Consider the following 24,426-nt stretch of genomic DNA (forward strand, 5'->3'; position numbering starts at 1 on the left):
CCCCTTCCGCCGGGCCGGCGAGTGCCGGCGACCGCTCAACTATAAATTTGTCGATAGGACTGTGCCGCCAGCGTGATTGGACACTGACGCTGAGTCAACTAGCCTTGTCTGCGCGGTTCGAAATGACGCGAACCGGGGCTGGCAGGGTGCCGAGGGGGGATACCCTGCCAGCCCGCTTTACGTAGCGGCATTGGTACGGACCGGGGCCGGGTGTCCGGGGCGGGGCTTCCGGGGCGGCGCGACCGGGGCCGGATGTCTGGGGCCGGATGCCTGGGGCAGGTTGTCTGGGGCGGGACGTCGAGCCCCGGGTGCCGGGTGCCGGTTGTCTGGCGCCGGTTGTCCAGTGCCGGGTGTCAGGTGTCGGGGCGACCCTCTCAGACGGCCTCCCCCGCCGTGAGCGCCGCGTCCAGCGCCGCCGTCACGTCCGCGATCAGGTCCGCCGACTCCTCCACCCCGACCGAGAAGCGGATGAAACCTTCCGGCACCGCGTCGCCGCCCCACCGGCCCCGCCGCTCGGCGGACGACCGTACGCCGCCGAAACTGGTGGCGTCGTCCACCAGCGTCAGCGCCGCCAGGAAGCGTTCCGCGTGGGCGCGGCCGGGCAGCGTGAAGGAGACCACGTTGCCGAAGCGGCCCTCGCGCATCTGCCGTAGGGCGATCTCGTGCGCGGGGTCGGTCGGCAGCCCGGGGTGCCGCAGGCCCGTCACCTCGGGGCGTGCGCGCAGCGCCTCTGCGAGCGCGAGCGCGCCCGCGGACTGCTGGCGCACGCGCAGGGCGAGCGTGGCGAGCGACCGGTGGGCCAGCCACGCCTCCATCGGGCCGGGGATCGCGCCGACGGTTTTGCGCCACATCCGTACGGAGTCGGCGAGCGCCGCGTCGCGGGTGGTGACGTAACCGAGGAGTACGTCGCCGTGGCCGGTCAGCGCCTTCGTACCGCTGGCCACCGAGAAGTCGGCGCCGAGGTCCAGTGGGCGCTGGCCGAGCGGTGTGGCCAGGGTGTTGTCGACGGCGACCAGGACGCCGCGCGCGTGCGCGGCCGCCGCCAGCCGCCGGACGTCACAGACGTCCAGGCCGGGGTTGGACGGCGTCTCGATCCACAGCAGCCGCGCGCCGTCGAGGACGTCGAGCTGCGCGTCGCCGGCGGTGGGAGCCGTACGGACCTCGACGCCGTAGCTCTCCAGGCGTTCGCGGACGGCCGGCAGCAGCTGGTAACCGTCGTCCGGGAGCACGACCGCGTCGCCGTTGCGCAGGCAGGAGAAGAGGACGGCCGAGATGGCGGCCATACCGGAGGCGAAGCTCACGGTCTGCGCGGGCGCGTCCGGGGACTCCAGCTCGCCGATGGCCGATTCCAGCCGGGTCCAGGTGGGGTTGGACTCGCGGCCGTACGTGTACGGGCCGGTGGCGTCGCCCGGCAGGTGGTAGTGCGCGGCGAAGACCGGGCCGGGCAGGGACGGCTCGTACGCCTCGGCCACCGGGAGACCGGCCCGTACGGCCCGTGTGCTGTCGCCTGTCATGCGGTTCTCCTCGGTGGGGGAGCTGGGTGGGGGCGGAGGGTTCGGGCCAGGCTGGGGCCGGAGCTGGGGCTTGGCCTTGGGCTTGCCCAGTTCATGCCCTGGCCTGCTAGGCGGCCGACGGCTCCCCGGCGACCGGACGCTGTCCGGCGAGGGCGGCCCGTACCGCCGCCAGCAGTCCGACGCTCGCGGCCTCGACCATTTCCAGGCACTCCTCGAACCCTGCCATACCGCCGTAATACGGGTCGGGGACGTCCAGATCGTGGTCGTGGGAGTGCGCTCCCGTAGGAGCCTCGGTGGAGGGTCGCCCCGTCCCGCCCGGGAGTGCGTCGCCTTCGGGTGCTGCGGACGCTCCCGGCGCCGTAGGCTCCCGAGCCTCTGGCGCCACAGACGTTCCGGGAGACACCGCCGCGTCGTACGAACGCAGCAGCCGTACCTTGGCCGCGTCCTGCGTGGTGGGGGCCAGCCGCCGCAGCGTGCGCAGATGGCCGTCGTCCAGCGCGATCACCAGATCCAGCGTCTCGAACCACTCGGCCCGGAACTGCCGCGCGGTGTGGTCCTCCTCGTAACCGGCGGCACGGAGGACGGCGACGGTCCGGGGGTCGGCCCCGTCACCCTCGTGCCAGCCGCCCGTACCGGCGCTGTCGACGGCGACCAGCTCTTCGAGGCCGGCCTCCTCGATCCGGGCGCGGAAGACGGCCTCGGCCATCGGCGAGCGGCAGATGTTGCCCGTGCAGACGAAGCAGACGCGGTACGGGGCGGTGGCCTGGGTGCGCGCCGTACGCGGTATCGGGGTGCGCACGGTTCAGTCCTTGTCGTCGGGCAGGACCATGTGCATCGCCCAGGAGACGATCGAGATGATCACGCCGCCCAGTACGGCGGTCCAGAAACCCTGTACGTGGAAGGCGAGATCGAACTTGTCCGCCAGCCACGAGGTGAGCAGCAGCATCAACGCGTTGATCACCAGCGTGATGAGGCCCAGCGTGAGGATGAAGAGTGGCAAGGACAGCAGCTTCACCACGGGCTTGACGACGAAGTTCACCAGGCCGAAGATCAGCGCGACCAGCACCAGTGTCAGCGCCTTGCGGCCGGTGTTCTCACCGGTCAGCGTGATGTCCTTCAGCAGCCAGATGGCCACGGCAAGCGCCGCGGCGTTGGCGATCGTCTTGACCACGAAATTCTTCATGGTGAGATCGTCGCAGACGAAACGGACTCTCCGAGGGGTGCCAACGGCATGAAGGCTTTCAGGCTCGACGAACTGGAGGCGGAGCGGGCCGCCAACGACGGCGCGTATCTGCAGTTCCTGCGGGAGCGGAACATGTCGGTCGGGCTGTATGCCCTCGACGCCGGCAGCATCGACCCGCAGCTGCCGCACAACCAGGACGAGGTGTACCTGGTCGTCAGCGGTCGGGCGGCGATCACCGTCGGTATGGAGACGACCTCGGTGGCGCGCGGCAGCGTGGTGTACGTCCCCGCCGGTGTACCGCACAAGTTCCACCACATCAGCGAGGACCTGCGGGTCATGGTGGTCTTCTCTCCGCCCGAAAGCTGAGGCGCGCACCTCTGGACCCGTAGGGGACGGTTCAGGGGAGGGCCGGGGCCGCGCGGCCCCCGTTCCGCGTCGCGCCGTCCTAGCATCGGTGGTGCAGGGGGGAACGGAGCATCGGGCCCCGGGCTCCGGGCGCCGGCCTGGGGAGCCGGTACCGGGTACCGGGCACGCGACACGGGAGTACGACCCGTATGACCCGTACGACCGCCGCTACGCCCCGTCCGTACGACTCGCGTGCTTCAGGCGCGACACAGCCGGACGAACAGAAGACCAGACGCACATCCGCACAGACGCACATCCGCACAGACGCACAGACGTACAGCCGCACAGAAGTACAAGCGACCGCAAACGCGACGAAGGCGCAGAAAGCAGGGCAGAGCAATGGCCGGCAAGGGGACGTTCGCAGGGCTTCCGTGGTGGGTGACGTGGGTCGTGGTGCCCGTTGTCCTCCTGGTGGTGTTCGGCAGCCTGATCGCCAGCGCGGTCGGCTTCCTGATCGGCCTGCTCTTCAAGGTGCTGATAGCGGTAGCGCTGATCGCCGGTGTCGTCTACCTGGCGCGCAGGATCAAGGGTTCCTCGTCCTCCTCGTCGCGGAGCGACTGGTGACCGAGCGCTCCGCGGCAGGCCGGGCCTGATCCTGCTGATCGCGTCCGTTCCCCTGGCCTGGCCCGCCCCTGAACTGTTCGCTTCGGCAATGCGCCGTTCCGGCAACGCGCCGTAGCGGCAATGCGCTTCCCGGCAACGCCCCGTCCCGTCAGGGAACGGGGCGCTGCCCATTTCGGAGGCCATTTCGGAGGCTGCTTCGGCGGCCCTACTCGGCACCTAGCGCCCGGCGCCCGGCGCCCGGCACGGTGGGAGACGTGGGCGGAGCGCGGGAGCGGCTCCCGCCACCGGGGCCGGGACGTCCCGGTGACCCGGTGACCCGGTGACCCGGACCAGGGGCTGGCGTTGGCAATGGCGAACGGTGAACGCGGCCCCTGACGCACGAGGGCTACTGCGGCGCGGGAACGGGGTGTTCGTCTTCGGAGAGGCCGCCGGTTTCATCGGACGGCGGGCGCCGAGCGGCGGTGCCGTACGAGATCCGCGACGCGCTGACCGCCATGGGTGAACGGATCGACGCCGCGGTCTACTCCGCCGTATACCGTGAGGGCGAGGTAGCGGTGGTGGCCGCCACCGAGGGCCCGCAACGGCCGCCGGTGGGGGAGCGGGTGGACTTCCGTACCACCGCGCACGCGCATGTGATCCGGCAGTACCTGCTCGCTCAACTCGACGACCAGGCCAGAAAGGACCACCTGGCCCGGCACCCGGCACCCGGTGCGCTCGCTCACGCCCTACTCGGTGCGGTGCGAGGGCGACCTGCTGCGCCGCCTGGACGCGGTGCGCCGCGCCCAAGTCGCCTTGGAGCAACAGGAATATGCCGTGGGCACAGTATGCTCGGCGATTCCGATTCAGGTGGGCTCGGCGGCGGCGACCGTGGCGATTTCTCTTCCCGCGAGCGATGCTCAGCGCCTACACTGCGTTACCGATCGACTACGCAGGATGGAGGAGGCGACCCTGACGACCCTCGCTTTCTCCATCAGTATCTGAAAAATCACTCTTTGTGATCCGCTTGCACGTGACAGACGATGGCGTCAATGGGGCCAAGAGGGACGATTCCTGGCCATCTCCGACCAAGTACGGGGCAGAGGTTGATGACCGACACAGTTCAGGCAGAAGTGATCATGAGCTTCCTCGTGTCCGAGGAGCTCGCCTTCCGTATCCCGGTGGAGTTGTACTTCGACCGCGCGGACCCCTATGCGGTCAGCTTCACCTTCGACCTGCCCGGTGATGTGCCTGTGACCTGGGCGTTCAGCCGGGAGCTGCTGCTGGACGGGCTGAGCAAGCCGTCCGGCGAGGGCGACGTACGCATCGAACCGTCCTCCTCCGAACACCTCAGCGACGTCTTCATCAGCCTTCAGGTGGCCGATGAACGGGCGCTGTTCCGGGCCGGCGCCCCGCCTCTGGTGGCCTTCCTCGACCGTACGGACCGGCTCGTACCGATCGGAGAGGAAGAGGTGTGCGACACGCTCGACTCGACACTGGACCGCATTCTTTCGGAGGCGCAGAAGGCGGGGTGAACGGGCGGCCGCTGCCGGGTCGGTGCCGGAAGGGCCGGTACCGAGCGTGTGCACCCGGTCGGTACCGGACCGGACTGCCCGGACCAGGCGCCCGGCCGGTTCAGTGTTTCCGCCGTCGCCGGCCGCTGCCGGCGCCGACACCGCGGCTCGCGCGCCGTCCTGCGCTCCGCCCCGTACTCCGGTCGCCGCCCTGGCCCGTGTCGTGACCGGCGCGTGCGCCGCCCGTACCGCGGCCGGTGCGTGACGCGCCCGTGTCCCGGTCCGCCGAGACGACCAGTGCGGCCAGCAGCGTGGTCAGCGGTACGGACGCGACCAGGCCGATGCTGCCCACCAGTGTGCGTACGACCTCCTCCGCGACCACCTCGCTGGTGGCGACCGTACCGACGCTGCTCTGTGCGATCGAGAACAGCAACAGCAGCGGCAGCGCCGCGCCCGCGTAGGCGAGGACCAGCGTGTTGACGACGGACGCGATGTGATCGCGGCCGATCCGCATCGCCGCGGTGTAGAGCTTGCGCCAGCCCGCCGAGGGGTCGGCCTCCTTCAACTCCCAGACCGCGGCGGTCTGGGTGACCGTCACGTCGTCGAGCACGCCCAGCGAACCGATGATGATGCCCGCCAGCAGCAGCCCGCGGATCTCGATGTCGGGGTACAGGCCGTGCACCAGGCCCGTCTGGTCGTCGGTGTTGCCGGTCAGCAGCGCCCATCCGATGAAGAGGGAGCCGAGCAGGCCGATCAGCAGCAGTGAGACGAGCGTGCCCAGTACGGCGACGGAGGTACGCGCCGTCAGGCCGTGGCACATGTAGAGGGCCACCAGCATGATCGCGCTGCCGCCGACGATGGCGACCACCAGGGGATTCGATCCCTGGAGGATGGCGGGCAGGATGAACAGCGTCAGGACCAGGAAACTCACGACGAGCGCGACCAGGGCGAGGAGCCCGCGCAACCGCCCGACCACGACGACCGCCGCGGCGAAGATGGCGGCGAGCACCCACATCGGGAAGGTCCGGTCCACATCCGTGACCGAATACTGCAGGTCTTTGGGCGCTTTGGGCGCGTACGCGACCACGACCCCCTGCCCGGCTTCGTAGTGCCGCGTGGCGTCGGGCGTCACGATCGACTCGAACCGCCGGCCCGTGTCCTTCCCCGTGGTCACCTCGATGACCGCCCGCTCGCAGTGCTTGGCCGGCTGGGTGCCCGCGGGAGCACCGGGTTGCTGTTGCGAAGGTTGCTGTTGCTGCTGGGCGTGGACGTCCGCGCAGTTCACCTCCTCGACCTTCACCACCTTCGCCTTCTCGGTCGGCTGGTCGAAACCGACACCGGACGGCTTGTGACCGGGCGCGCCGCCGGGCCACAGCACGACCAGACCGGCCAGGACCGCGACGGCGAAGGGGATGAGCACCGCGGCGATGACCTTGCGCAGGTGACGCGAGACGGGGGTGGCCGGGCCGTGGCTGTGACTGTGGCCGTGGTCGTGGCCGGGCCCACGGTTGTTTCCGTGGCTGTGACTGTGGCCGTGGCCGGGCTCATGGCTCCGTCCGTGGCTGTGGCTGTGCGCGGAGCTGTGGCCGTGTCCGGCTCCGGGCCCGGGCTCGGAGCCGGACACAGCGGCGGGCCCGGTGGCAGATCCGGTGGCAGGCTCAGGCCCGACACCGGCACCGGCCCCGGACATCGGCTCAGGCCCACCCCCCTCCCCGTACCCATACCCCTGCGGCGGGCCGGAAGCGTGGTGGTGCGCGGAGTGCGGAGGCTCGTTGCTGGTCACCGCCCGATCATCGCAAGAACTGGCAGGGCCCCCTGTTCACCGCGCCATACCGGCCGCTACCGTGGTGGCACCTTTGCAATCGCGGGAGCTCGGAGCACCGGGCTGAGAGGGCGCTGACCCCCGTACGGAACGTCCGGCCGAAGCCGGGAACGCCGTGTCGGACATCGCTGCGTCGACCGCCGAACCTGTTACCGGGTAATGCCGGCGTAGGGAGTGGGTCTTCATGACTCTGCAGGATGCACGCACGCCTGAAAACGGCCAGGGCTCCACCCAGGAGATCGGCTGGCACAAGGGCTACCTCACCGGATCGCGCCCCGACCTCAGGGTTCCGGTCCGCCGTGTGCACCTCACCAACGGCAAGGACGTGACGCTCTACGACACGTCAGGGCCGTACACCGACCCCAACATCGAAACGGACGTCCGCCGCGGCCTCGCGCCGCTGCGGGAGAACTGGATCATCAGCCGCGGAGACACCGAGGAGTACGCGGGCCGGCCGCCCCGCCCCGAGGACGACGGCCTCAAGCACACCTCGCCGCGCGGCGGCCTGAAGAACCTCGACGCGGTCTTCCCCGGCCGCCCCCGGCAGCCGCGCCGGGGCCGTGGCGGCGCCGCGGTCACCCAGCTGGCGTACGCGCGGCGGGGCGAGGTCACGGCGGAGATGGAGTACGTCGCGCTCCGCGAGAACGTCTCCCCCGAGTTCGTACGGGACGAGATCGCGGCCGGCCGGGCCGTGCTGCCCGCCAACGTCAACCACCCGGAGATCGAGCCGATGATCATCGGCAAGAACTTCCTGGTGAAGGTCAACGCGAACATCGGCAACTCCGCCATCACCTCCTCCATCGAGGAAGAGGTGGAGAAGATGACCTGGGCGACCCGCTGGGGCGCCGACACGGTCATGGACCTGTCCACCGGCCGCAACATCCACACCACCCGCGAGTGGGTGCTGCGCAACTCCCCCGTCCCCATCGGCACCGTCCCCCTCTACCAGGCACTGGAGAAGGTGGACGGCAAGGCCGAGGAACTGTCCTGGGAGATCTACAAGGACACGGTCATCGAGCAGGCCGAACAGGGCGTGGACTACATGACCGTCCACGCGGGCGTCCTGCTGCGCTACGTACCGCTGACGGCCCGCCGCAAGACCGGCATCGTCTCGCGCGGTGGATCGATCATGGCGGCGTGGTGCCTGGCGCACCACAAGGAGTCGTTCCTCTACACCCACTTCGAGGAACTCTGCGACATCCTCGCCTCCTACGACGTCACGTACTCCCTCGGCGACGGCCTGCGCCCCGGCTCCATCGCGGACGCCAACGACGAGGCGCAGTTCGCGGAGCTGCGCACGCTCGGCGAACTCAACTCGATCGCCAAGCGGCACGGCGTACAGACCATGATCGAGGGCCCGGGCCACGTCCCGATGCACAAGATCAAGGAAAACATCGACCTCCAGCAGGAGATCTGCGAAGAGGCCCCGTTCTACACGCTCGGCCCGCTGACCACCGACATCGCTCCCGCGTACGACCACATCACCTCCGGGATCGGCGCGGCGATGATCGCGTGGTGGGGCACGGCGATGCTCTGCTACGTCACGCCCAAGGAGCACCTGGGCCTGCCGGACCGGGACGACGTGAAGACCGGCGTCATCACGTACAAGATCGCGGCCCATGCGGCGGACCTGGCCAAGGGCCACCCGGGGGCGCAGGAGTGGGACGACGCCCTGTCCGACGCGCGCTTCGAGTTCCGGTGGGAGGACCAGTTCAACCTGGCCCTCGACCCGGACACGGCCCGCGCCTTCCACGACGAGACGCTGCCGGCGGAGCCGGCGAAGACGGCGCACTTCTGCTCCATGTGCGGGCCGAAGTTCTGTTCCATGAAGATCTCCCAGGACATCCGCCGCGAGCACGGCGGCGACCTGGCGGTCGATGCGGAGGTGGCGGCCGGCATGGCGGAGAAGTCGAAGGAGTTCGCGGCGGCGGGGAATCGGGTGTATCTGCCGATCGCGGAGTGAGGGATTTCGAGACCGTAACCTGTGGTTACGGTCTCGGAAAGTCTCCGGTGCGTTATCCACAGGGGCTGGCCTGCGGACTTATATGAGCCCTCGCGGAAAATGGGGGTTCCGCCGATGCGTCCGGCGCGAATCCTTCGGCTCTTTCACAGGCTGGTGCGCACCCAGGAGCATGACTATCGTGCTACGGAGAACGGGCCCGAAACCGCATGTTCGGATTGCGGCTTCGGGCCCGCTCTGTACGAGGCTTTCCGGGTCAGCGGGGCAGCGTGTCTCTGGGCACCCCGTCGGCCCCCACCCCGACCTGCCGGGTGCCGCCCCGCCGGCCCTCATCCCGACCTGCCGGATGCCGCCCCGCCGGCCCTCATCCCGACCTGCCGGATGCCGCCCCGCATGAGCAGCATCCGCAGCGAGTCGTGCACGCGGTGTTCGGTGCGTCCGGTCCGCTGGGCGATCACCGCAACGGGTAACTCGTGACTGCTGAGTTGACGAGCGTGGGGCCAGGTAGGCCGCTACGGCCCAGCTGTCGCCCGTGACGACCAAGTGGCGGCGCTTACTTAGTGCCTTGCGCGCGTTCGTGCGGCCGAATTCCCCATGCAGCGGCCGCCGGGAACCAGTGTTCGCCGCCCGGCATCGTGAGCCTTCGCAGCCGCGCGCTGGTCGCCGCGTACACGAAGTCATCGACGCTCACGGCCTCTTGCCTGACTGCCGCGCCGGGGATCTGTGCATTCGACCATCGCGCATCACCTCCATTCCCGAACGTAAGTCCTTCGCAACCCCCCAACCACCGCTCGACAAGCCGAGTTTCACTCCGTCGGGGCGGGTTGTCAGAACGCACCGCGGGGGCCCGTCACCGGGCCCCCGCGGCATGGTTCATGGGCGCTATTCAGGGTGGTGGTCCGGGCCACCGTAATCGGGGCTGGTGAAGTCCGGGCTGGTGAAGCGGGGTCGGGGAGCGGCGGGCGGGCCGCCGTCCGGGCTGGTGAAGTCGGGCCGTGAGTAGCCCAGGGACGGGATACGGCTGCCGCCGTCGACGCCGCGGCGCGGTACGTACCGGGCCGTGCCGTGACCGTTGACGCCGGCCGGGTCGGCCAGCGCCTCGCGCAGGAACGGCAGGATGCCGCGTTCCAGGAGCGCCTGCCGCCAGGCGTCCCGGGCGAGGTCCACCTCACGGCTCCGGACGCCCCGGCCGTCCCCCGCGCGCGGGGCGCGGAGCGACGTCGAGCCGTTGCGCCAGGCCGCGTGGACCAGGCTCGCCATGGCGACGAGGGCCCCCACGGCGGTGAGCGCCGCGAAGACCCAGCCGACGCTGATCATCGGCTGGGCGGCGGACGGGTCGGTGCCGACCGTGCGCAGGATGTACCCGATGACCAGGAACAGGACGGCGGCGATCCCCGCCAGTGCCGGGGCCAGGACCGCGAGCATCGCGGCCAGCCCGGCACCGGCCGGTTCGGCCACCTCGCCCACGGTCGTGGCGAGGTCGATCCCCGAGCCGCCCGCGGAAGCGCCTTTCTCCTCACGGCCTTCCACGCCGCCGGCGTCCGGTGCGGGTGCCGGAGCGCGCAGCTCCTCGCGGAGCCGTACATAGTGTCGGTATTCGGCCGTCGCGCATGCGGCGATGGCGGACGTGGCGCTGAGCGCCATGGTGCGCAACTGCTCGGTGTTGAGGTGCTTGCCCGCCGCGGAGGTGATGTCCGGTCGGTATTCCGCGGTGCGCAGCGCCTCGTCGAGGAGCCGCGCGAATTCCGCGCGATCCTCGCTCAGCAGGTGCGGAGCGCTGTTCATGTGCATCCCCCGATGCTCCGTAGGGCCGTACAGGCCGGCGTGGGCCGGGCAGTGGGCGGAAACGGAGGAGAGCCTGCTACGGATAGACCGATGGTAGAGCGCCTCCGGCACGGGGTGACAGGGTGTTTGCGGAAATAGGGACCGCTCCTGTCCAGCTCGAACCCCGCTGCGCCACTTCCCTACCTGCCGCTACCCCTGCCCGGATGACGGTCAGGCAGTCAGGGGAAGTTGGACGACCAGTAGTTTTCCGGCCATGGTGATCCCGCCGTCCATGGCGATGGCCAGCCCGTCGGCGTAGACGTGCGGGCCGTCGACGGCGATGCCCTCGCTTTCGTCGTCCTCGCCGCCGACCTCGCCGAGGAGGTACGGGATCGGGCTGTGGCCGTGCACGACGCGCCGGCCGCCGTAGGTGTCGAGGAGTTCGCGTACGGCCATGGGCCCCGCGTCCTCGTCGCGGAAGGCGAACCGCTTGGTGAACTTGCGGAACAGGTCCCAGACCTCGTCGGCGTCGCTGCGCGTCAGGACGTCATGGACGGTGTCGTTGACGTCCTCGATGGAGTCGCCGTACTCCAGGTAGGCCGTCGTGTCGGAGTGCACGAGCAGGTGCCCGTCCTCCTCGGAGACGGCGTCCAGGCGGGCCATCCACTGCAGGTGGTGGTCCTGGAGACGGTCCATGTCGGACTTCTGGCCGCCGTTGAGGAGCCAGGCGGCCTGGAAGGACGCGGTGCCGGCACCGGACTGGACCGGAGTGTCACCGAACCGCTTGGCGCCGAGCAGCAGCAGCTCGTGGTTGCCCATCAGGGCCTTGCAGTAGCCGCCGGCCGCGGCGGCCTCGGCGGACAGCTGCATGACGAGGTCGATGACGCCGATGCCGTCCGGTCCGCGGTCGGTGAAGTCGCCGAGGAACCACAGGCGGGCGTTGCCGGCGGCCCACTGGCCGTCGGCGTCGATGAGGCCCTCGGCGGCCAGCGCCTCGCGCAGCTCGTCGTAATAGCCGTGCACGTCTCCGACAACGTAGAGCGGGCCGCCGCCCTCCTGCTGCTCGGAGGCCGGTACGGCCGACTCGGGCACCGCCGTCAGGTCGACGGTCGGGCGGTCGATGAGGGTGTCCGTACGGGTGACGGGCGGAAGGTCCGTACGGCCCTCCGGGTGGCTCGCGTGGCCGGTGGTGCCGGCCGGCGCGCCCGCGCCGATGACCGGCAGGGAACGCTCGGTGGGCGTGTACTCGGGCGGCATGCCGTGCGCGGTGGCGGACGTGCCCACGGACGTCGGGGGCGCCGACGGCTGCGGGGGGACCGCGGGCACCGGAGGCACCGGCGGAGCAGGCGGCTGTGCCGGAGCCGGAGGTTGTGCCGGCATGGTCCGCACCATGGATCCCACACTGGCCCCCTGAGTCATCGACCCCTCCACCATCGCGCCGCCGTGCACCTCGCGGACCTTGCCTGGTCGACGGCGGTCCGTGGTGTCGTGCGCCCATCATAGGAATGCCGCTCGCGGGTTGTGACGCACCCGGGGGTGGTCAATCGCTCGGCGCCCGGTGTTCGCTGCCGTTTTCTCCGGGATCCACCCGATTTTATCCCGGGCGACGGGGTGCCGGGCGGGCGGCACGGCGGTGGCGGGACGACGGTACGACGTGAGGAAGTCGCAGAGAGGGCGCTTCGGCGTGGCGTGGGGCGACGGGGGGATAGGGCGGCGTCGACCTGCCCCCCGCCCCCCACAAACCTCCGGCCGTGCGGACGCGAAGATCGCGTCCGCACGGCCGCTCGAACGTGTGACGGTCGGGCCCGGCGGGCCCTCGCGGTGACCGGTGGTCTCAGGCCCCGGCCGGTCCCCGTGGCGGACTGACGGTCGTCCGTGTGGACCTGCGCTGGGAGGAGGTCCGCACGATCAGGTCCGTCGGTATGACCTGCTCGACCGGCCGCCCGCTGTCCAGCCCTTCGATGGCGTCGATGAGGAGCTGGACGACGGCGGTGCCGATCCGGCGGGGCTTGAGGGAGAGGGTGGTGATCGGCGGCTCGGTCGTGGCGTAGACCGTGGACTCGCTGCAGCAGACCAGCAGCAGGTCCTCGGGGACGCGCAGCCCGTAGCGTCTGGCCGCCGCGAGCAGGTCGGTGCCGTTCGGGTCGAAGAGGCCGTACACCGCGTCCGGGCGGTCCGGACGGGCCAGCAGCCGGTCGGCGGCCACCGCGCCCGCGCACGGGTCGTGGGCGGGGTAGGACTCGTACACCGGGTCCTGGCCGACCCGCTCGCACCAGCGCAGGTACGCGGTGGTGGAGAGGCGGGTGTAGGTGTCGGTGGTGGTGCCGGTGAGCAGGCCGATCCGGCGGGCGCCGGCGTCGGCGAGGTGGTCGAGGAGGCCGAGGACGGCCGCCTCGTGGTCGTTGTCGACCCAGCCCATCACGGGCAGGGTGCCTCCCGGGCGGCCGTCGGAGACGACGGGGATGCCGTGCCGTACGAGCTCGGTGACGACGGGGTCGCCGTCGGCCGGGTCGATGACGACGGTGCCGTCGAGGGCGACGTTCGACCAGACGTCGTGGCGGGAGGTCGCGGGCAGGATGACGAGGGCGTACCCGCGGGCGAGCGCCGCCGAGGTGGCGGCTCTGGCCATCTCCGCGAAGTACGCGAATTCGGTGAAGGTGAAAGGTTCATCCCCGTACGTGGTGACGGTCAGGCCGATGAGCCCTGACTTGCCGGTACGGAGCGTGCGGGCGGCGGCGGAAGGGCGGTAACCCAACCGGTCGGCCACCTCGCGGACGTGGCGACGGGTGGCATCCGGAAGCCGGCCCTTGCCGTTGAGCGCGTCGGAGACAGTCGTGATGGATACCCCGGCTGCGGCGGCCACGTCCCGGATGCCTGCCCGCCCCAGCCGGCGACCGGTAGACCGGCTCACCTGGTGCTTCCCTGCTGCTGTCATGGCGAGCCGATAGTAGGGCTCGGGCGGTCTCTTCGCGGGGCGCTGCGTGCGGCAGTGGAAAGGCACGTTTCTGCGCGCCTTTGTGCCCCGTATGCCCTGTGAAAGCAAGGGAGTTGGCGGCCTCCACCAACGACTGGTCGAGGCAGGTCGTACGTCCCCTGCCGATTGGTCCAGGTCTCGAAGAGGTCTCAAGTCACCTTCACGAGGGATGCGCGCCACGGCGCGAGCCACCGGCGCGTGACGGAGTGGGTAGCGCTCCCCAAGGGCTGTGCGGGACGGGGGAAGGGGTACGGCGCGACACGGCGGGGCTCGAGGCGCCGCACCGCGACTGTGGCCGGCGCGGCGCGACGCGCTCCACCGCGACCGTGGGCGGCGCGGCGCACTCACCGCGACCGTGGGCGGCGCGGCACGGCGCACTGCGCCGCGACCATGATCCGTCGGCCCCTTCTCCTACCGGTACTCCTATCGGTACTCCTATCGGACCGGCGCTCCGGATCGGCATCCGTTGCGGCCGGGGCCTACGCCTGACGGAGCAATCCTCATAAGGTGTGCAGTATTGGAGACGGTCGGCACGGTCGAGGAGGAACCTGCGGTGAGCGAGAAGAGCCCGAAGCTGCGCGCTGCGCTGGACGGCATCCCCACCTACAAGCCCGGCAAGCCGGCTGCGACGGGCGGTCCCGTCACGTACAAGCTGTCCTCCAACGAGAACCCGTACCCGCCGCTGCCCGGCGTCCTGGAGAGCGCGGTGACCGCGGCCGGGGCCTTCAACCGTTACCCGGACATGGCCTGTACGGGCCTGATGGCCGAGCTGTCGGAGCACTTCTCGGTGCCCGTAGAGCACCTGGCGACGGGCACGGGATCGGTGGGCGTGGCCCAGCAGCTGGTGCAGTCGACGGCCGGCCCCGGCGACGAGGTGATCTTCGCGTGGCGGTCCTTCGAGGCGTACCCGATCGTCACCCAGGTCGCCGGTGCCACCTCCGTCCAGGTCCCGCTGACCTCCGGTGAGGTGCACGACCTGGACGCCATGTACGCGGCGATAACCGACCGCACCCGGCTGATCTTCGTCTGCAACCCCAACAACCCCACCGGCACCGTCGTCCGCCGGGCGGAGCTGGAGGCGTTCCTGGACCGGGTGCCGAGCGACATCCTGATCGTCCTGGACGAGGCGTACCAGGAGTTCATCCGGGACGCGGACGTGCCGAACGGCCTGGACCTGTACCGGGACCGCCCCAACGTCTGCGTGCTGCGGACCTTCTCCAAGGCGTACGGGCTCGCCGGGCTGCGGATCGGCTTCGCGGTGGCCCACGAACCGGTGGCGGCCGCGCTGCGCAAGACGGCCGTGCCGTTCGGCGTCAGCCAGCTCGCGCAGGAGGCGGCGATCGCGTCGCTGCGCAGCGAGGGCGCGCTCATGGAGCGGGTGGACGCGCTGGTCACGGAGCGGGCGCGGGTCTGCGAGGCGCTGACCGCGCAGGGCTGGACGGTCCCCGAGACGCACGCGAACTTCGTCTGGCTGCGGCTGGGCGACCGTACGCTCGACTTCGCGGCGGCGTGCGAGAAGGCGGGCGTGGTGGTCCGCCCCTTCCCCGGTGAGGGCGTGCGCGTGACGATCGGCGAATCGGCGGCGATGGACCTGTTCCTCCAGGCGGCCGAGCAGTTCCGCAAGGAGCTGTGAGCGGCGGGTAGCCGTTGACCGGCTGAGAGCTGAGAGCTGAGAGCTGAGAGCTGAGAGCTGAGAGCTGAGGCCTGGGAGCCGCGAGCTGAGTGGGGGCGTGTGCCGATCGGGCGCACGCCCCCACTCGCCATTTCCGGGCGTGACGGCCATCACGCACCCCCCGTCGGGGACGGGAACCGGCCATGGGTGATAATTGCTTGTGAATGTGAACGCGTTCACAAGCGCCCTTTATGTCTGGCTTACGTCCCGCTTCTATCCAGACATACCAGGGCGAAGCAGCCGTAGACAGCACACGGCGACGTAAGGAGAGACCCGACGTGGACCTGGCGTTGGCGCCAGAGACCCTGGCGCGATGGCAATTCGGCATCACGACCGTCTACCACTTCCTCTTCGTCCCCCTCACCATCTCCCTCGCCGCCCTGGTGGCCGGACTGGAGACCGCGTGGGTGCGGACGGGCAAGCAGCAGTACCTCAAGGCCACCAAGTTCTGGGGAAAGCTCTTCCTGATCAACATCGCGATGGGTGTCGTCACCGGCATCGTCCAGGAGTTCCAGTTCGGCATGAACTGGTCCGACTACTCGCGGTTCGTCGGTGACGTCTTCGGCGCTCCGCTCGCGTTCGAAGCCCTCATCGCCTTCTTCTTCGAGTCCACCTTCATCGGCCTGTGGATCTTCGGCTGGGACAAGCTGCCCAAGAAGATCCACTGCTTCTGCATGTGGATGGTCTCGATCGGCACGATCCTGTCGGCGTACTTCATCCTGGCCGCCAACTCCTGGATGCAGCACCCGGTCGGCTACAAGTACAACGCCGCCAACGGCCGCGCCGAGCTGACCGACTTCTGGAAGGTGCTGACCCAGGACACCACGCTCGTCGTCGTCTTCCACACGCTGACCGCCGCCTTCCTGACCGGCGCCGCGTTCATGGTCGGCATCGCCGCGTACCACCTGATGCGCAAGAAGCACGTCAAGGTGATGCGCACCTCGCTGCGGCTCGGCCTGGTCACCCTGGTCATCGCCGGCGCGCTCACCGCCATCAGCGGCGACCAGCTCGGCAAGGTCATGTTCCGGCAGCAGCCGATGAAGATGTCCGCCGCCGAGGCGCTGTGGGACAAGGAGGGCCCCGCGCCGTTCTCCGTCTTCGCGTACGGGGACGTGGACAAGGGGCACAACAAGGTCGCCATCGAGATACCCGGCCTGCTCTCCTTCCTCGCCCACAACGACTTCTCCACGCCGGTCCCCGGCATCAATGACGTCAACCGGGCCGAGCAGCAGAAGTACGGACCCGGTGATTACCGGCCCAACATCCCGGTCGCCTACTGGGGCTTCCGCTGGATGATCGGCTTCGGCATGGCCTCGTTCGCCATCGGCCTGGCCGGGCTCTGGCTCACCCGCAAGAAGTTCTGGCTCGCGCCGGGGCTGCGTACGGGGGACGAGGAGCCACCCCACCTGGCGCTCACCAAGAACAAGGTGCTGGGCGTGCGGCTGAGCAAGCTCTACTGGTCGCTGGCGTTCGTCACCCTCGGCTTCCCGCTCATCGCCAACTCCTGGGGCTGGATCTTCACCGAGATGGGCCGCCAGCCCTGGGCCGTGTACGGCGTCCTGAAAACCTCCTCGGCGGTCTCGCCGGGCGTCTCGCAGGGCGAGGTACTCACGTCGATGACCGTCTTCACGCTGCTGTACGCGATCCTCGCGGTCATCGAGGTCCGCCTGCTGGTCAAGTACGTCAAGGCCGGGCCGCCGGAGCTGACGGACGACGACCTCAACCCGCCCACCAAGATCGGCGGCGACCACGCGGACGCCGACCGGCCGATGGCCTTCTCGTACTAGGAGGCGACCGTGGAACTCCATGACGTCTGGTTCGTACTCATCGCCGTGCTGTGGACCGGGTACTTCTTCCTCGAAGGATTCGACTTCGGCATCGGCGTCCTGACCAAGCTGCTCGCCCGGGACCGCAGCGAACGGCGGGTCCTGATCAACACCATCGGCCCGGTCTGGGACGGCAACGAGGTGTGGCTGCTCAGCGCCGGCGGTGCGACCTTCGCCGCCTTCCCCGAGTGGTACGCCACCCTCTTCTCCGGCTTCTACCTGCCGTTGCTGCTCATCCTGCTCTGCCTGATCGTGCGCGGTGTCGCCTTCGAGTACCGCGTCAAGCGGGCCGAGGAGCGCTGGCAGCGCAACTGGGAGCACGCGATCTTCTGGTGCTCGCTGCTCCCCGCGTTCCTCTGGGGTGTCGCCTTCGGCAACATCGTGCGGGGCGTGCAGATCGACGCGCACAAGGAGTACGTCGGCAGCGTCCTGGACCTGCTGAACCCGTACGCGCTGCTCGGCGGCCTGGTCACGCTGAGCCTGTTCACCTTCCACGGCGCGGTGTTCGCCTCGCTCAAGACGCTGGGTGACATCCGGCAGCGGGCCCGCCGGACGGCCACCGTGCTGGGCCTGATCACCGCGGTGCTGGCAGTCGGCTTCCTGGGCTGGACGCAGGTCGACAAGGGCGACACCGCGTCGCTGGTCGCGATGGCCGTCGCGGTGGTGGCCCTGGTCGCGGGGCTGGTGATGAACCACCTCGGGCGGGAGGGCTGGTCGTTCGCGTTCTCCGGCATCACGATCATCGCCGCGGTCGCGATGCTGTTCCTGACGCTCTTCCCGAACGTCATGCCGTCCTCGCTGAACGAGAGCTGGAACCTGACGGTCTCCAACGCCTCGTCCAGTGCGTACACGCTGAAGATCATGACGTGGTGCGCGGGCATCGCCACCCCGATCGTCCTGCTCTACCAGGGCTGGACCTACTGGGTCTTCCGCAAGCGGATCGGTACGCAGCACATCGCCGACGCTCACTAGGTCCTACGACAGGACCTGGGGCGCCCCCACCCGGTGGGGCCCCGGCCGGGGCCCCACTGATCAACTTCCGCCCGGGAGAGGTTGTTTCACGTGAAACCCGTCGACCCGCGCCTGCTGCGGTACGCCCGCGCCACCCGTTTCTTCCTCGCCGCGGTGGTGGTCCTCGGGCTGGCCGGCTCGGGCCTGGTCATCGGCCAGGCCATGCTCATCGCCGAGATCGTCGTCGGTGCCTTCCAGCACGACCTCGACCTCGGCGGCCTGAGCACTCCGGTCCTGCTGCTCGTGCTGGTCTCCGTCGGCCGGGGACTGGTGGCCTGGCTGACGGAGCTGGCCGCGCACCGGGCGAGCGCCGCGGTCAAGTCCGAGCTGCGTACGCGGCTGCTGACCCGGGCGGCCGCCGGTCTCGGCCCGGGGTGGCTGAGCACCCAGCGTTCCGGCGAGCTGACCACCCTCGCCACCCGCGGTATCGATGCCCTCGACGATTACTTCGCGCGTTACCTGCCGCAGCTCGGCCTCGCGGTCGTCGTGCCCGTCGCGGTCCTGGCGCGGATCGTCGCCGGCGACTGGATCTCGGCCGCCACCATCGTCGTGACGCTGCCGCTGATCCCGCTGTTCATGGTTCTCATCGGCTGGGCCACGCAGAACCGCATGGACCGCCAGTGGCAGCTGCTGTCGCGGCTGTCGGGTCATTTCCTGGACGTCGTCGCCGGGCTGCCCACGCTGAAGGTCTTCGGCCGGGCCAAGGCGCAGGCGGCGTCCATCCGCGCCATCACCGGTGAGTACCGCCGTGCCACCCTGCGCACCCTCCGGATCGCCTTCCTGTCCTCCTTCGCGCTGGAACTTCTCGCCACGATCTCGGTCGCGCTGGTCGCGGTCGGCATCGGCATGCGGCTCGTGCACGGCGAGCTGGACCTGTACACGGGTCTGCTGGTGCTGATCCTGGCGCCCGAGGCGTATCTGCCGCTGCGGCAGGTCGGCGCGCAGTACCACGCGGCGGCCGAGGGGCTGGCGGCAGCCGAGGAGATCTTCGCGGTGCTGGAGGCACCGCTGCGTACGACGGGTGACGCGCCCGCACCCGACAGCACCGCGCTGTCCGTCGAGAATCTCGTCGTACGCCACCCCGGCCGGGCCGAACCCTCGCTCCCCGAGACGTCGTTCGAGGTCAGGCCGGGTGAGACGGTGGCGCTCGTCGGCCCCTCCGGCGCCGGCAAGTCCACCTTGCTCAGCGTCCTGCTCGGCTTCACCGCACCCGCGGCGGGACGGGTACGGGTCGGCGGCCGGGACCTGGCGTCCATCGACCCCGAGGACTGGCGCCGGCGGATCGCCTGGGTGGCGCAACGCCCGTACCTCTTCGCGGGCAGCATCGCCGACAACGTACGGCTGGCCCGCCCCGACGCGGACGACGCGGCGGTACGTGCGGCGCTGCGTGACGCCGGTGCCCTGGACTTCGTCTCCGCCCTGCCCGACGGCGCGAAGACCGTGCTCGGCGAGGGCGGTTCGGGCCTGTCGGCAGGTCAGCGGCAGCGCCTGGCCCTGGCCCGCGCGTTCCTCGCCGACCGCCCGGTCCTGCTGCTCGACGAACCGACAGCGAACCTGGACGGCGAGACGGAGGCGGGCATCGTCGACGCGGTACGCCGCCTGGCGGCCGGGCGCACGGTGCTCCTGGTCGTGCACCGGCCGGCGCTGCTGGCGGTGGCGGACCGCGTGGTGCGGGTGACGACGGCGGAGTCCGTGGGGGAGGCCGCGGGGACCGCTTCGGTCGAGGCCACGCCTGCTGTCACCGGCGCGGTCGCTCCCGCCGCGGCGGATGCTGCTGCGGCCGGGCAGCGTGACAAGGCGGAAGCCGTACGCGATGACCTCGCGGCGTCGGAGGACGGCGGCGGCCCGGAGGTCGCGGCCGGCGCGCGGCGTCCCGCACTGGCGCGGCTCCGCGGGCTGGCACGGGCCCGCTGGGGCCGGCTCGGGCTGGCGCTGCTGCTGGGCAGCCTCGCGCTGGGCAGCGCCGTGGGCCTCATGGCGACGTCCGGGTGGCTCATCTCCCGGGCGGCACAGCAACCGCCCGTGCTGTACCTGATGGTGGCGGTCACCGCGACACGGGCCTTCGGCATCGGCCGGGCCGTGTTCCGGTACGCGGAGCGGCTGGTGGCGCACGACGCCGTCTTCCGGATGCTCGCGGACGTACGGGTGGCCGTCTTCCGGCGGCTGGAGCGCCTGGCGCCTGCCGGGCTGCGGGACCGCAGCAGCGGTGACCTGCTGTCGCGCCTGGTGGCCGATGTCGACGCCGTACAGGACTACTTCCTGCGCTGGCTGCTGCCGGTCGGGGCGGCCGTGGTGGTCGGCGCGGGGGCCGTCGGGTTCACCGCGTGGCTGCTGCCCGAGGCGGGGGCGGTCCTCGCCGCCGGACTGCTGCTCGCCGGCGCGGGTGTGCCCACGCTGTCCGCCCTGCTCGCGCGCCGCGCCGAACGACAGCTCTCCCCCGCCCGCGGTGTGCTCTCCGCCCACGTCCTCGACCTGCTCACCGGCACGGCCGAGCTGACGGTGTCGGGCGCGCTCGCGTCCCGCATCGACCGGGCCCGGCGCGCCGACCGCGACCTGACCCGCATCGCGTCGCGCTCGGCGGCCGCGGCCGGTGCCGGGTCCGGGCTGTCCGCGCTGCTGTGCGGGCTGACGGTGGCCGCGGCGTCCGTCGTCGGCGTCCAGGCCGTGCATGACGGGCGGCTGGCGGGCGTGTGCCTGGCGGTCGTGGTCCTCGTCCCGCTCGCCGCGTTCGAGGCCGTCGCGGGACTGCCGCTCGCCGTGCAGTACCGGCAGCGCACGCGCCGGGCGGCCGAGCGGGTCTTCGAGGTGCTGGACGCCCCGGAACCGGTCCGCGAACCGGTCGGCCCGGTGGCCGTACCGGTGCCGGACAGCCCGTTCCCGCTGGTCGTCGAGGGGCTGACCGCGCGGCACGCCGGGCAGCGGGCCCCCGCGCTGGACGGTGTCGGGTTCACCCTGCCCGCCGGGCGGCGGCTGGCGGTCGTCGGCCCGTCAGGTTCGGGCAAGACGACGCTCGCGCAGGTACTGCTGCGCTTCCTGGACCGGGAGGCGGGCTCCTACACGCTGGGCGGTGTGGACGCGGCGGCCGTCGACGGTGACGCCGTGCGGCGGCAGGTCGGACTGTGCGCGCAGGACGCCCACCTCTTCGACAGCTCGATACGGGAGAACCTGCGGCTCGCCCGCACCGGAGCGGCCGAGGACGACCTGTGGGACGCGCTCGCGCGGGCCCGCCTGGCCGACTGGGTACGGTCGCTGCCCGACGGACTGGACACGATGGTCGGCGAGCACGGCGCCCGGCTCTCCGGCGGCCAGCGGCAGCGGCTCGCACTGGCCCGCGCGCTGCTCGCCGACTTCCCCGTCCTGGTGCTGGACGAGCCCGCCGAGCACCTCGACCTGGCCACGGCCGACGCGCTGACCGCCGACCTGCTGGCCGCGACCGAAGGCCGTACGACCGTGCTGATCACGCACCGCCTGGAGGGCCTGGAGGCCGTCGACGAGGTACTGGTCCTGGACGCGGGCCGGCCCGTACAACACGGCACGTACGCGGAGCTGGCGGCGGCCGACGGCCCGTTCCGCCGCATGCGGGAGCGCGAGCGGGAGATTGATGCGCGGGCCGGCGGGGGGCGGGTGGCGGTGGGGTGATGCGGTGCGGGGGACGGCTGCGGGCCGATGGTGCGGGGCCGGTGCGGTGAGCGCTGAGCGCCGAGGGCTGAGGGCTGTGGGGGTGGTGCGGTGAACGGCTGAGGACCGACGGCTGGGGGGCCGGTGCGGTGAACGGCTGAAGAACGACGGGTGCGGGCGGCCGCTGCGTACGGTGGCGACGGACGCCCGGACCGGGGTGACGTGGCAGCCCGGGGCGGTCCGGGGTGGACCGGTCCGGCGTCCGAATTGCCGTATAGAGGGCTTTCGCCAGAAAAGCGGCTATTAGGCTCGACCCATGGCAGTCACGACAGGACCCTCAGACCCCATGGGCAACGGGGCCCACACCAGCACCAGCACCGGTACCGGGGCGCGTACGGACTCGGATGCGGACACGGGGTCCGGAGCGCGTACGGACACGGGGTCCGGGGCGCCCACCGGCCCCGACGCCGCGGTGACGCCCGACCCCATGGAAGCCGCCACCGAGGCCACCCGCAGCCTCCAGGGCCTGTCGACCGAGCTGACCGCACGGGTTCCGCAGCTGCTGGAGGCGATGCGTACCGTCGGCGCGGGCCTGGACCTGCACATCACCCTGGACCGGATCGTGGAGACCGCGGCCGAGCTGGCCGACGCCCGCTACGCCGCGATCGGGATCATCGACGAGGCGCGCGAGGGCCTGTCGGACTTCGTGACGTACGGCGTCAGCGCCGAGGAGCGCGCCCGGATCGGCGCGCTGCCCGACGGGCACAAGGGGCTGCTCGGCGCGCTCATCCACGACCCGAAGGCGCTGCGGCTGGCCGACCTGACCCAGGACGTGCGGTCGGCCGGCTTTCCGCCGGGGCATCCGCCGATGCGGACGTTCCTCGGGGTGCCCATCCGCGTGCAGGGGGAGATTTTCGGCAACCTCTATCTGACCGAGAAGCGCGGGGGCGGCGAGTTCAGCGAGGGGGACCTGCACATGGTGCGGGTGCTCGCCACCGAGGCCGGTATCGCGATCGGCAACGCGCGGATGTACGCGGCGACGCGGCAGCGCGAGCGGTGGATCGACGGCGCGGCCGCGGTGACCACCGCGCTGCTGGCCGGCAGCGACGTGGACGACGCGCTCGCGGTCGTCGCCGAGCAGGCCCGCAAGCTGGCGGATTCCGCGGCCGGCATCGTCCTGCTGCCCGCCGAGAGCGGCGGCCTGGAGATCGTCGCGGCGTCGGCGGACGACCCCGCCGGCCTCATCGGTACCCACATGCCGTCCGAGAGCCCGGTGGCCGAGCAACTGCTCGCCGGGGAACCGGTGTTCGTGGAGGATTCGGCCACCGACCCGCGGATGGTCACCGACGTCGCGCCACGGTTCGGCCCCAGCATGATGCTGCCCCTCAAGAGTGGCGGCCGGGTGCTGGGCACGCTGGCGACGCCGCGGGAACGCGGCGCGCGCCCCTTCACCGCCGCCGAACGCACGCTGGCCACCCAGTTCGCGGCCCAGGCCGCGCTGGCGCTCGTACTGGCCGACGCGCAGCGCGACCGTGAACGCCTGGCCGTCTACGAGGACCGCGACCGGATCGCCCGTGACCTGCACGACCTGGTCATCCAGCGGCTCTTCGCGACCGGGATGATGCTGGAGAGCGCCCAGCGCAGGGCGGTCGTGCCGGAGGTGCAGGAAGGTATCGGCAAGGCCGTCGACGAGCTGGACGTCACCATCCAGGAGATCCGTACCGCGATCTTCGCGCTGCAACAGGGCCCGGCCGAGGCGCCGTCCGGGCTGCGGACCCGGGTGCTGCGGGAGATCGGTACCGCCGCCGTACCACTCGGTTTCCAGCCGTCCGCGAACTTCGTCGGCCCGGTGGACGCCCGCGTCGGCGAGCTGACCGGCAAGAACCTGATCGCCGCGCTGCGCGAGGCGCTGTCCAACGCCTTCCGGCACGCGAACGCCTCGCGCATCGAGGTCGTCGTCGATTCGATGATCAAGCTTCCGGACGGCCGGGACGGCGTGCGGCTGACGGTCGCCGACGACGGGGTGGGCATCCCGGACGGCGGCCGGCGCAGCGGTCTGCGCAACCTGGCGAAGCGGGCCGAGTCGCTGGGCGGCTCCAGCACGTACGGGCCAGGGCTGGGAGAGGACGGGGCGGGGACGATGGTGACGTGGGAGGCGCCGCTCTGAGGGGTGCGGCAAGGGGGAAGTGGGGACGGCGAGGAGGAAGCGGGATCGGGGTGAGGGGGCGGGGGCAGTTGGGGATTCGCCCGTACGGTTCAGCCGGTATTCGAGTGATCTGCCGCGTTGCTGGAGCGGCTGTTTCCGGCCATTCCGCGCGGGTCGGGTTACTCCGTTCGGAGCCTCATGGGCGATGTTGGAGAAACGTTTTCGTTGGTTTTGTGACGGTTCGGGCAACCATCGGACTATGTGTCCAGGTTTGCTGGATTGGTTGCGTAAGACGGTCCGGGGGCGGTGGCGCCCTGCCCGGCGTACGGACGGGCAGGCCTCCCGCCGGATCCCCTGGCGGCGTGGAGTGCCGACGCGCGCGGTACGCGTGACGTTGTCGCTGGTGGTGGCGCTGACGGCGGCAGCAGGTACGGCGCCTGCCGCCGGTGGCGCGGCCCGCGCGGAAGCCCTGGCGGC

Annotated in this window: 18 protein-coding genes and 1 riboswitch; of the genes, 10 read left to right on the forward strand and 8 right to left on the reverse strand. The window is 71.0% G+C overall.

Annotated elements, in window-relative coordinates:
* Positions 1-374: 374 nt before the first annotated feature.
* From AB0L45_RS06610 to AB0L45_RS06620, 3 genes are all read right to left on the reverse strand, one after another.
* Entirely contained in the window at positions 375-1,514 is a 1,140-nt protein-coding gene (locus AB0L45_RS06610) for a cystathionine gamma-lyase (protein WP_365836791.1), read from the reverse strand.
* 106 nt (positions 1,515-1,620) lie between these two features.
* Complete coding sequence (locus tag AB0L45_RS06615) at positions 1,621-2,313, reverse strand: low molecular weight protein-tyrosine-phosphatase (RefSeq protein ID WP_365836792.1); 693 nt, start codon at positions 2,311-2,313, stop codon at positions 1,621-1,623.
* A gap of 3 nt (positions 2,314-2,316) precedes the next feature.
* On the reverse strand, positions 2,317-2,697 hold the full coding sequence (locus tag AB0L45_RS06620) for a phage holin family protein (RefSeq protein ID WP_365836794.1): 381 nt from the start codon (positions 2,695-2,697) through the stop codon (positions 2,317-2,319).
* Positions 2,698-2,745: 48 nt separating this feature from the next.
* Here AB0L45_RS06620 and AB0L45_RS06625 point away from each other — a divergent pair, with 48 nt between their 5' ends.
* On the forward strand, positions 2,746-3,063 hold the full coding sequence (locus AB0L45_RS06625) for a cupin domain-containing protein (protein WP_125055249.1): 318 nt from the start codon (positions 2,746-2,748) through the stop codon (positions 3,061-3,063).
* Positions 3,064-3,441: 378 nt separating this feature from the next.
* The gene (locus tag AB0L45_RS06630; protein ID WP_365836796.1) at positions 3,442-3,666 is read left to right on the forward strand and encodes a DUF5326 family protein; all 225 of its coding nucleotides are present in this window, start codon (positions 3,442-3,444) and stop codon (positions 3,664-3,666) included.
* Between the two features lie 434 nt (positions 3,667-4,100).
* Here the strand turns inward: AB0L45_RS06630 and AB0L45_RS06635 are convergent, their stop codons facing one another.
* Positions 4,101-4,388 carry a hypothetical protein gene (locus tag AB0L45_RS06635; RefSeq protein ID WP_365836798.1) on the reverse strand — a complete coding sequence of 96 codons (288 nt, stop codon included), beginning with the start codon at positions 4,386-4,388 and terminating at the stop codon, positions 4,101-4,103.
* Between AB0L45_RS06635 and AB0L45_RS06640 the strand changes: the two genes are divergently transcribed.
* Positions 4,375-4,647, forward strand: a complete 273-nt coding sequence (locus AB0L45_RS06640) for an IclR family transcriptional regulator C-terminal domain-containing protein (protein WP_365836800.1) — start codon at positions 4,375-4,377, stop codon at positions 4,645-4,647. The genes AB0L45_RS06635 and AB0L45_RS06640 overlap by 14 nt on opposite strands.
* A gap of 104 nt (positions 4,648-4,751) precedes the next feature.
* Entirely contained in the window at positions 4,752-5,177 is a 426-nt protein-coding gene (locus AB0L45_RS06645) for an SsgA family sporulation/cell division regulator (RefSeq protein WP_031006684.1), read from the forward strand.
* Positions 5,178-5,277: 100 nt separating this feature from the next.
* Here the strand turns inward: AB0L45_RS06645 and AB0L45_RS06650 are convergent, their stop codons facing one another.
* Entirely contained in the window at positions 5,278-6,846 is a 1,569-nt protein-coding gene (locus AB0L45_RS06650; protein ID WP_365836802.1) for a YibE/F family protein, read from the reverse strand.
* Between the two features lie 164 nt (positions 6,847-7,010).
* A riboswitch (TPP riboswitch) is annotated at positions 7,011-7,169 on the forward strand.
* Here AB0L45_RS06650 and thiC point away from each other — a divergent pair.
* On the forward strand, positions 7,163-8,941 hold the full coding sequence (gene thiC, locus AB0L45_RS06655) for a phosphomethylpyrimidine synthase ThiC (RefSeq protein ID WP_365836804.1): 1,779 nt from the start codon (positions 7,163-7,165) through the stop codon (positions 8,939-8,941). It overlaps the preceding riboswitch by 7 nt.
* Before the next feature lie 879 nt (positions 8,942-9,820).
* Here thiC and AB0L45_RS06660 read toward each other — a convergent pair.
* From AB0L45_RS06660 to AB0L45_RS06670, 3 genes are all read right to left on the reverse strand, one after another.
* Positions 9,821-10,729, reverse strand: coding sequence for a hypothetical protein (locus AB0L45_RS06660; RefSeq protein WP_365836806.1), 909 nt, complete (start codon positions 10,727-10,729; stop codon positions 9,821-9,823).
* A 204-nt stretch (positions 10,730-10,933) separates the two neighbouring features.
* Positions 10,934-12,094: a metallophosphoesterase gene (locus tag AB0L45_RS06665; RefSeq protein WP_365836808.1), complete on the reverse strand. Its 1,161-nt coding sequence runs from the start codon at positions 12,092-12,094 to the stop codon at positions 10,934-10,936.
* Positions 12,095-12,536: 442 nt separating this feature from the next.
* Positions 12,537-13,637 (reverse strand): LacI family DNA-binding transcriptional regulator, encoded by a 1,101-nt coding sequence (locus AB0L45_RS06670; protein WP_030665397.1) that lies wholly within the window; start codon positions 13,635-13,637, stop codon positions 12,537-12,539.
* A gap of 592 nt (positions 13,638-14,229) precedes the next feature.
* Here AB0L45_RS06670 and hisC point away from each other — a divergent pair.
* The 5 genes from hisC to AB0L45_RS06695 all read left to right on the forward strand — a co-directional run bounded on the left by hisC (position 14,230) and on the right by AB0L45_RS06695 (position 23,970).
* Positions 14,230-15,309: a histidinol-phosphate transaminase gene (gene hisC, locus AB0L45_RS06675; RefSeq protein WP_365836810.1), complete on the forward strand. Its 1,080-nt coding sequence runs from the start codon at positions 14,230-14,232 to the stop codon at positions 15,307-15,309.
* 317 nt (positions 15,310-15,626) lie between these two features.
* Positions 15,627-17,135 (forward strand): cytochrome ubiquinol oxidase subunit I, encoded by a 1,509-nt coding sequence (locus AB0L45_RS06680; protein ID WP_365836812.1) that lies wholly within the window; start codon positions 15,627-15,629, stop codon positions 17,133-17,135.
* Between the two features lie 9 nt (positions 17,136-17,144).
* Positions 17,145-18,146, forward strand: coding sequence for a cytochrome d ubiquinol oxidase subunit II (gene cydB, locus AB0L45_RS06685; protein ID WP_365836814.1), 1,002 nt, complete (start codon positions 17,145-17,147; stop codon positions 18,144-18,146).
* Positions 18,147-18,236: 90 nt separating this feature from the next.
* Complete coding sequence (gene cydD / locus AB0L45_RS06690) at positions 18,237-21,824, forward strand: thiol reductant ABC exporter subunit CydD (protein WP_365836816.1); 3,588 nt, start codon at positions 18,237-18,239, stop codon at positions 21,822-21,824.
* 466 nt (positions 21,825-22,290) lie between these two features.
* Positions 22,291-23,970, forward strand: coding sequence for a GAF domain-containing protein (locus AB0L45_RS06695; protein WP_365837057.1), 1,680 nt, complete (start codon positions 22,291-22,293; stop codon positions 23,968-23,970).
* The last annotated feature ends 456 nt before the right edge of the window (positions 23,971-24,426 follow it).

Source organism: Streptomyces sp. NPDC052496 (genome assembly GCF_040679095.1).
Classification (GTDB): Bacteria; Actinomycetota; Actinomycetes; order Streptomycetales; family Streptomycetaceae; genus Streptomyces.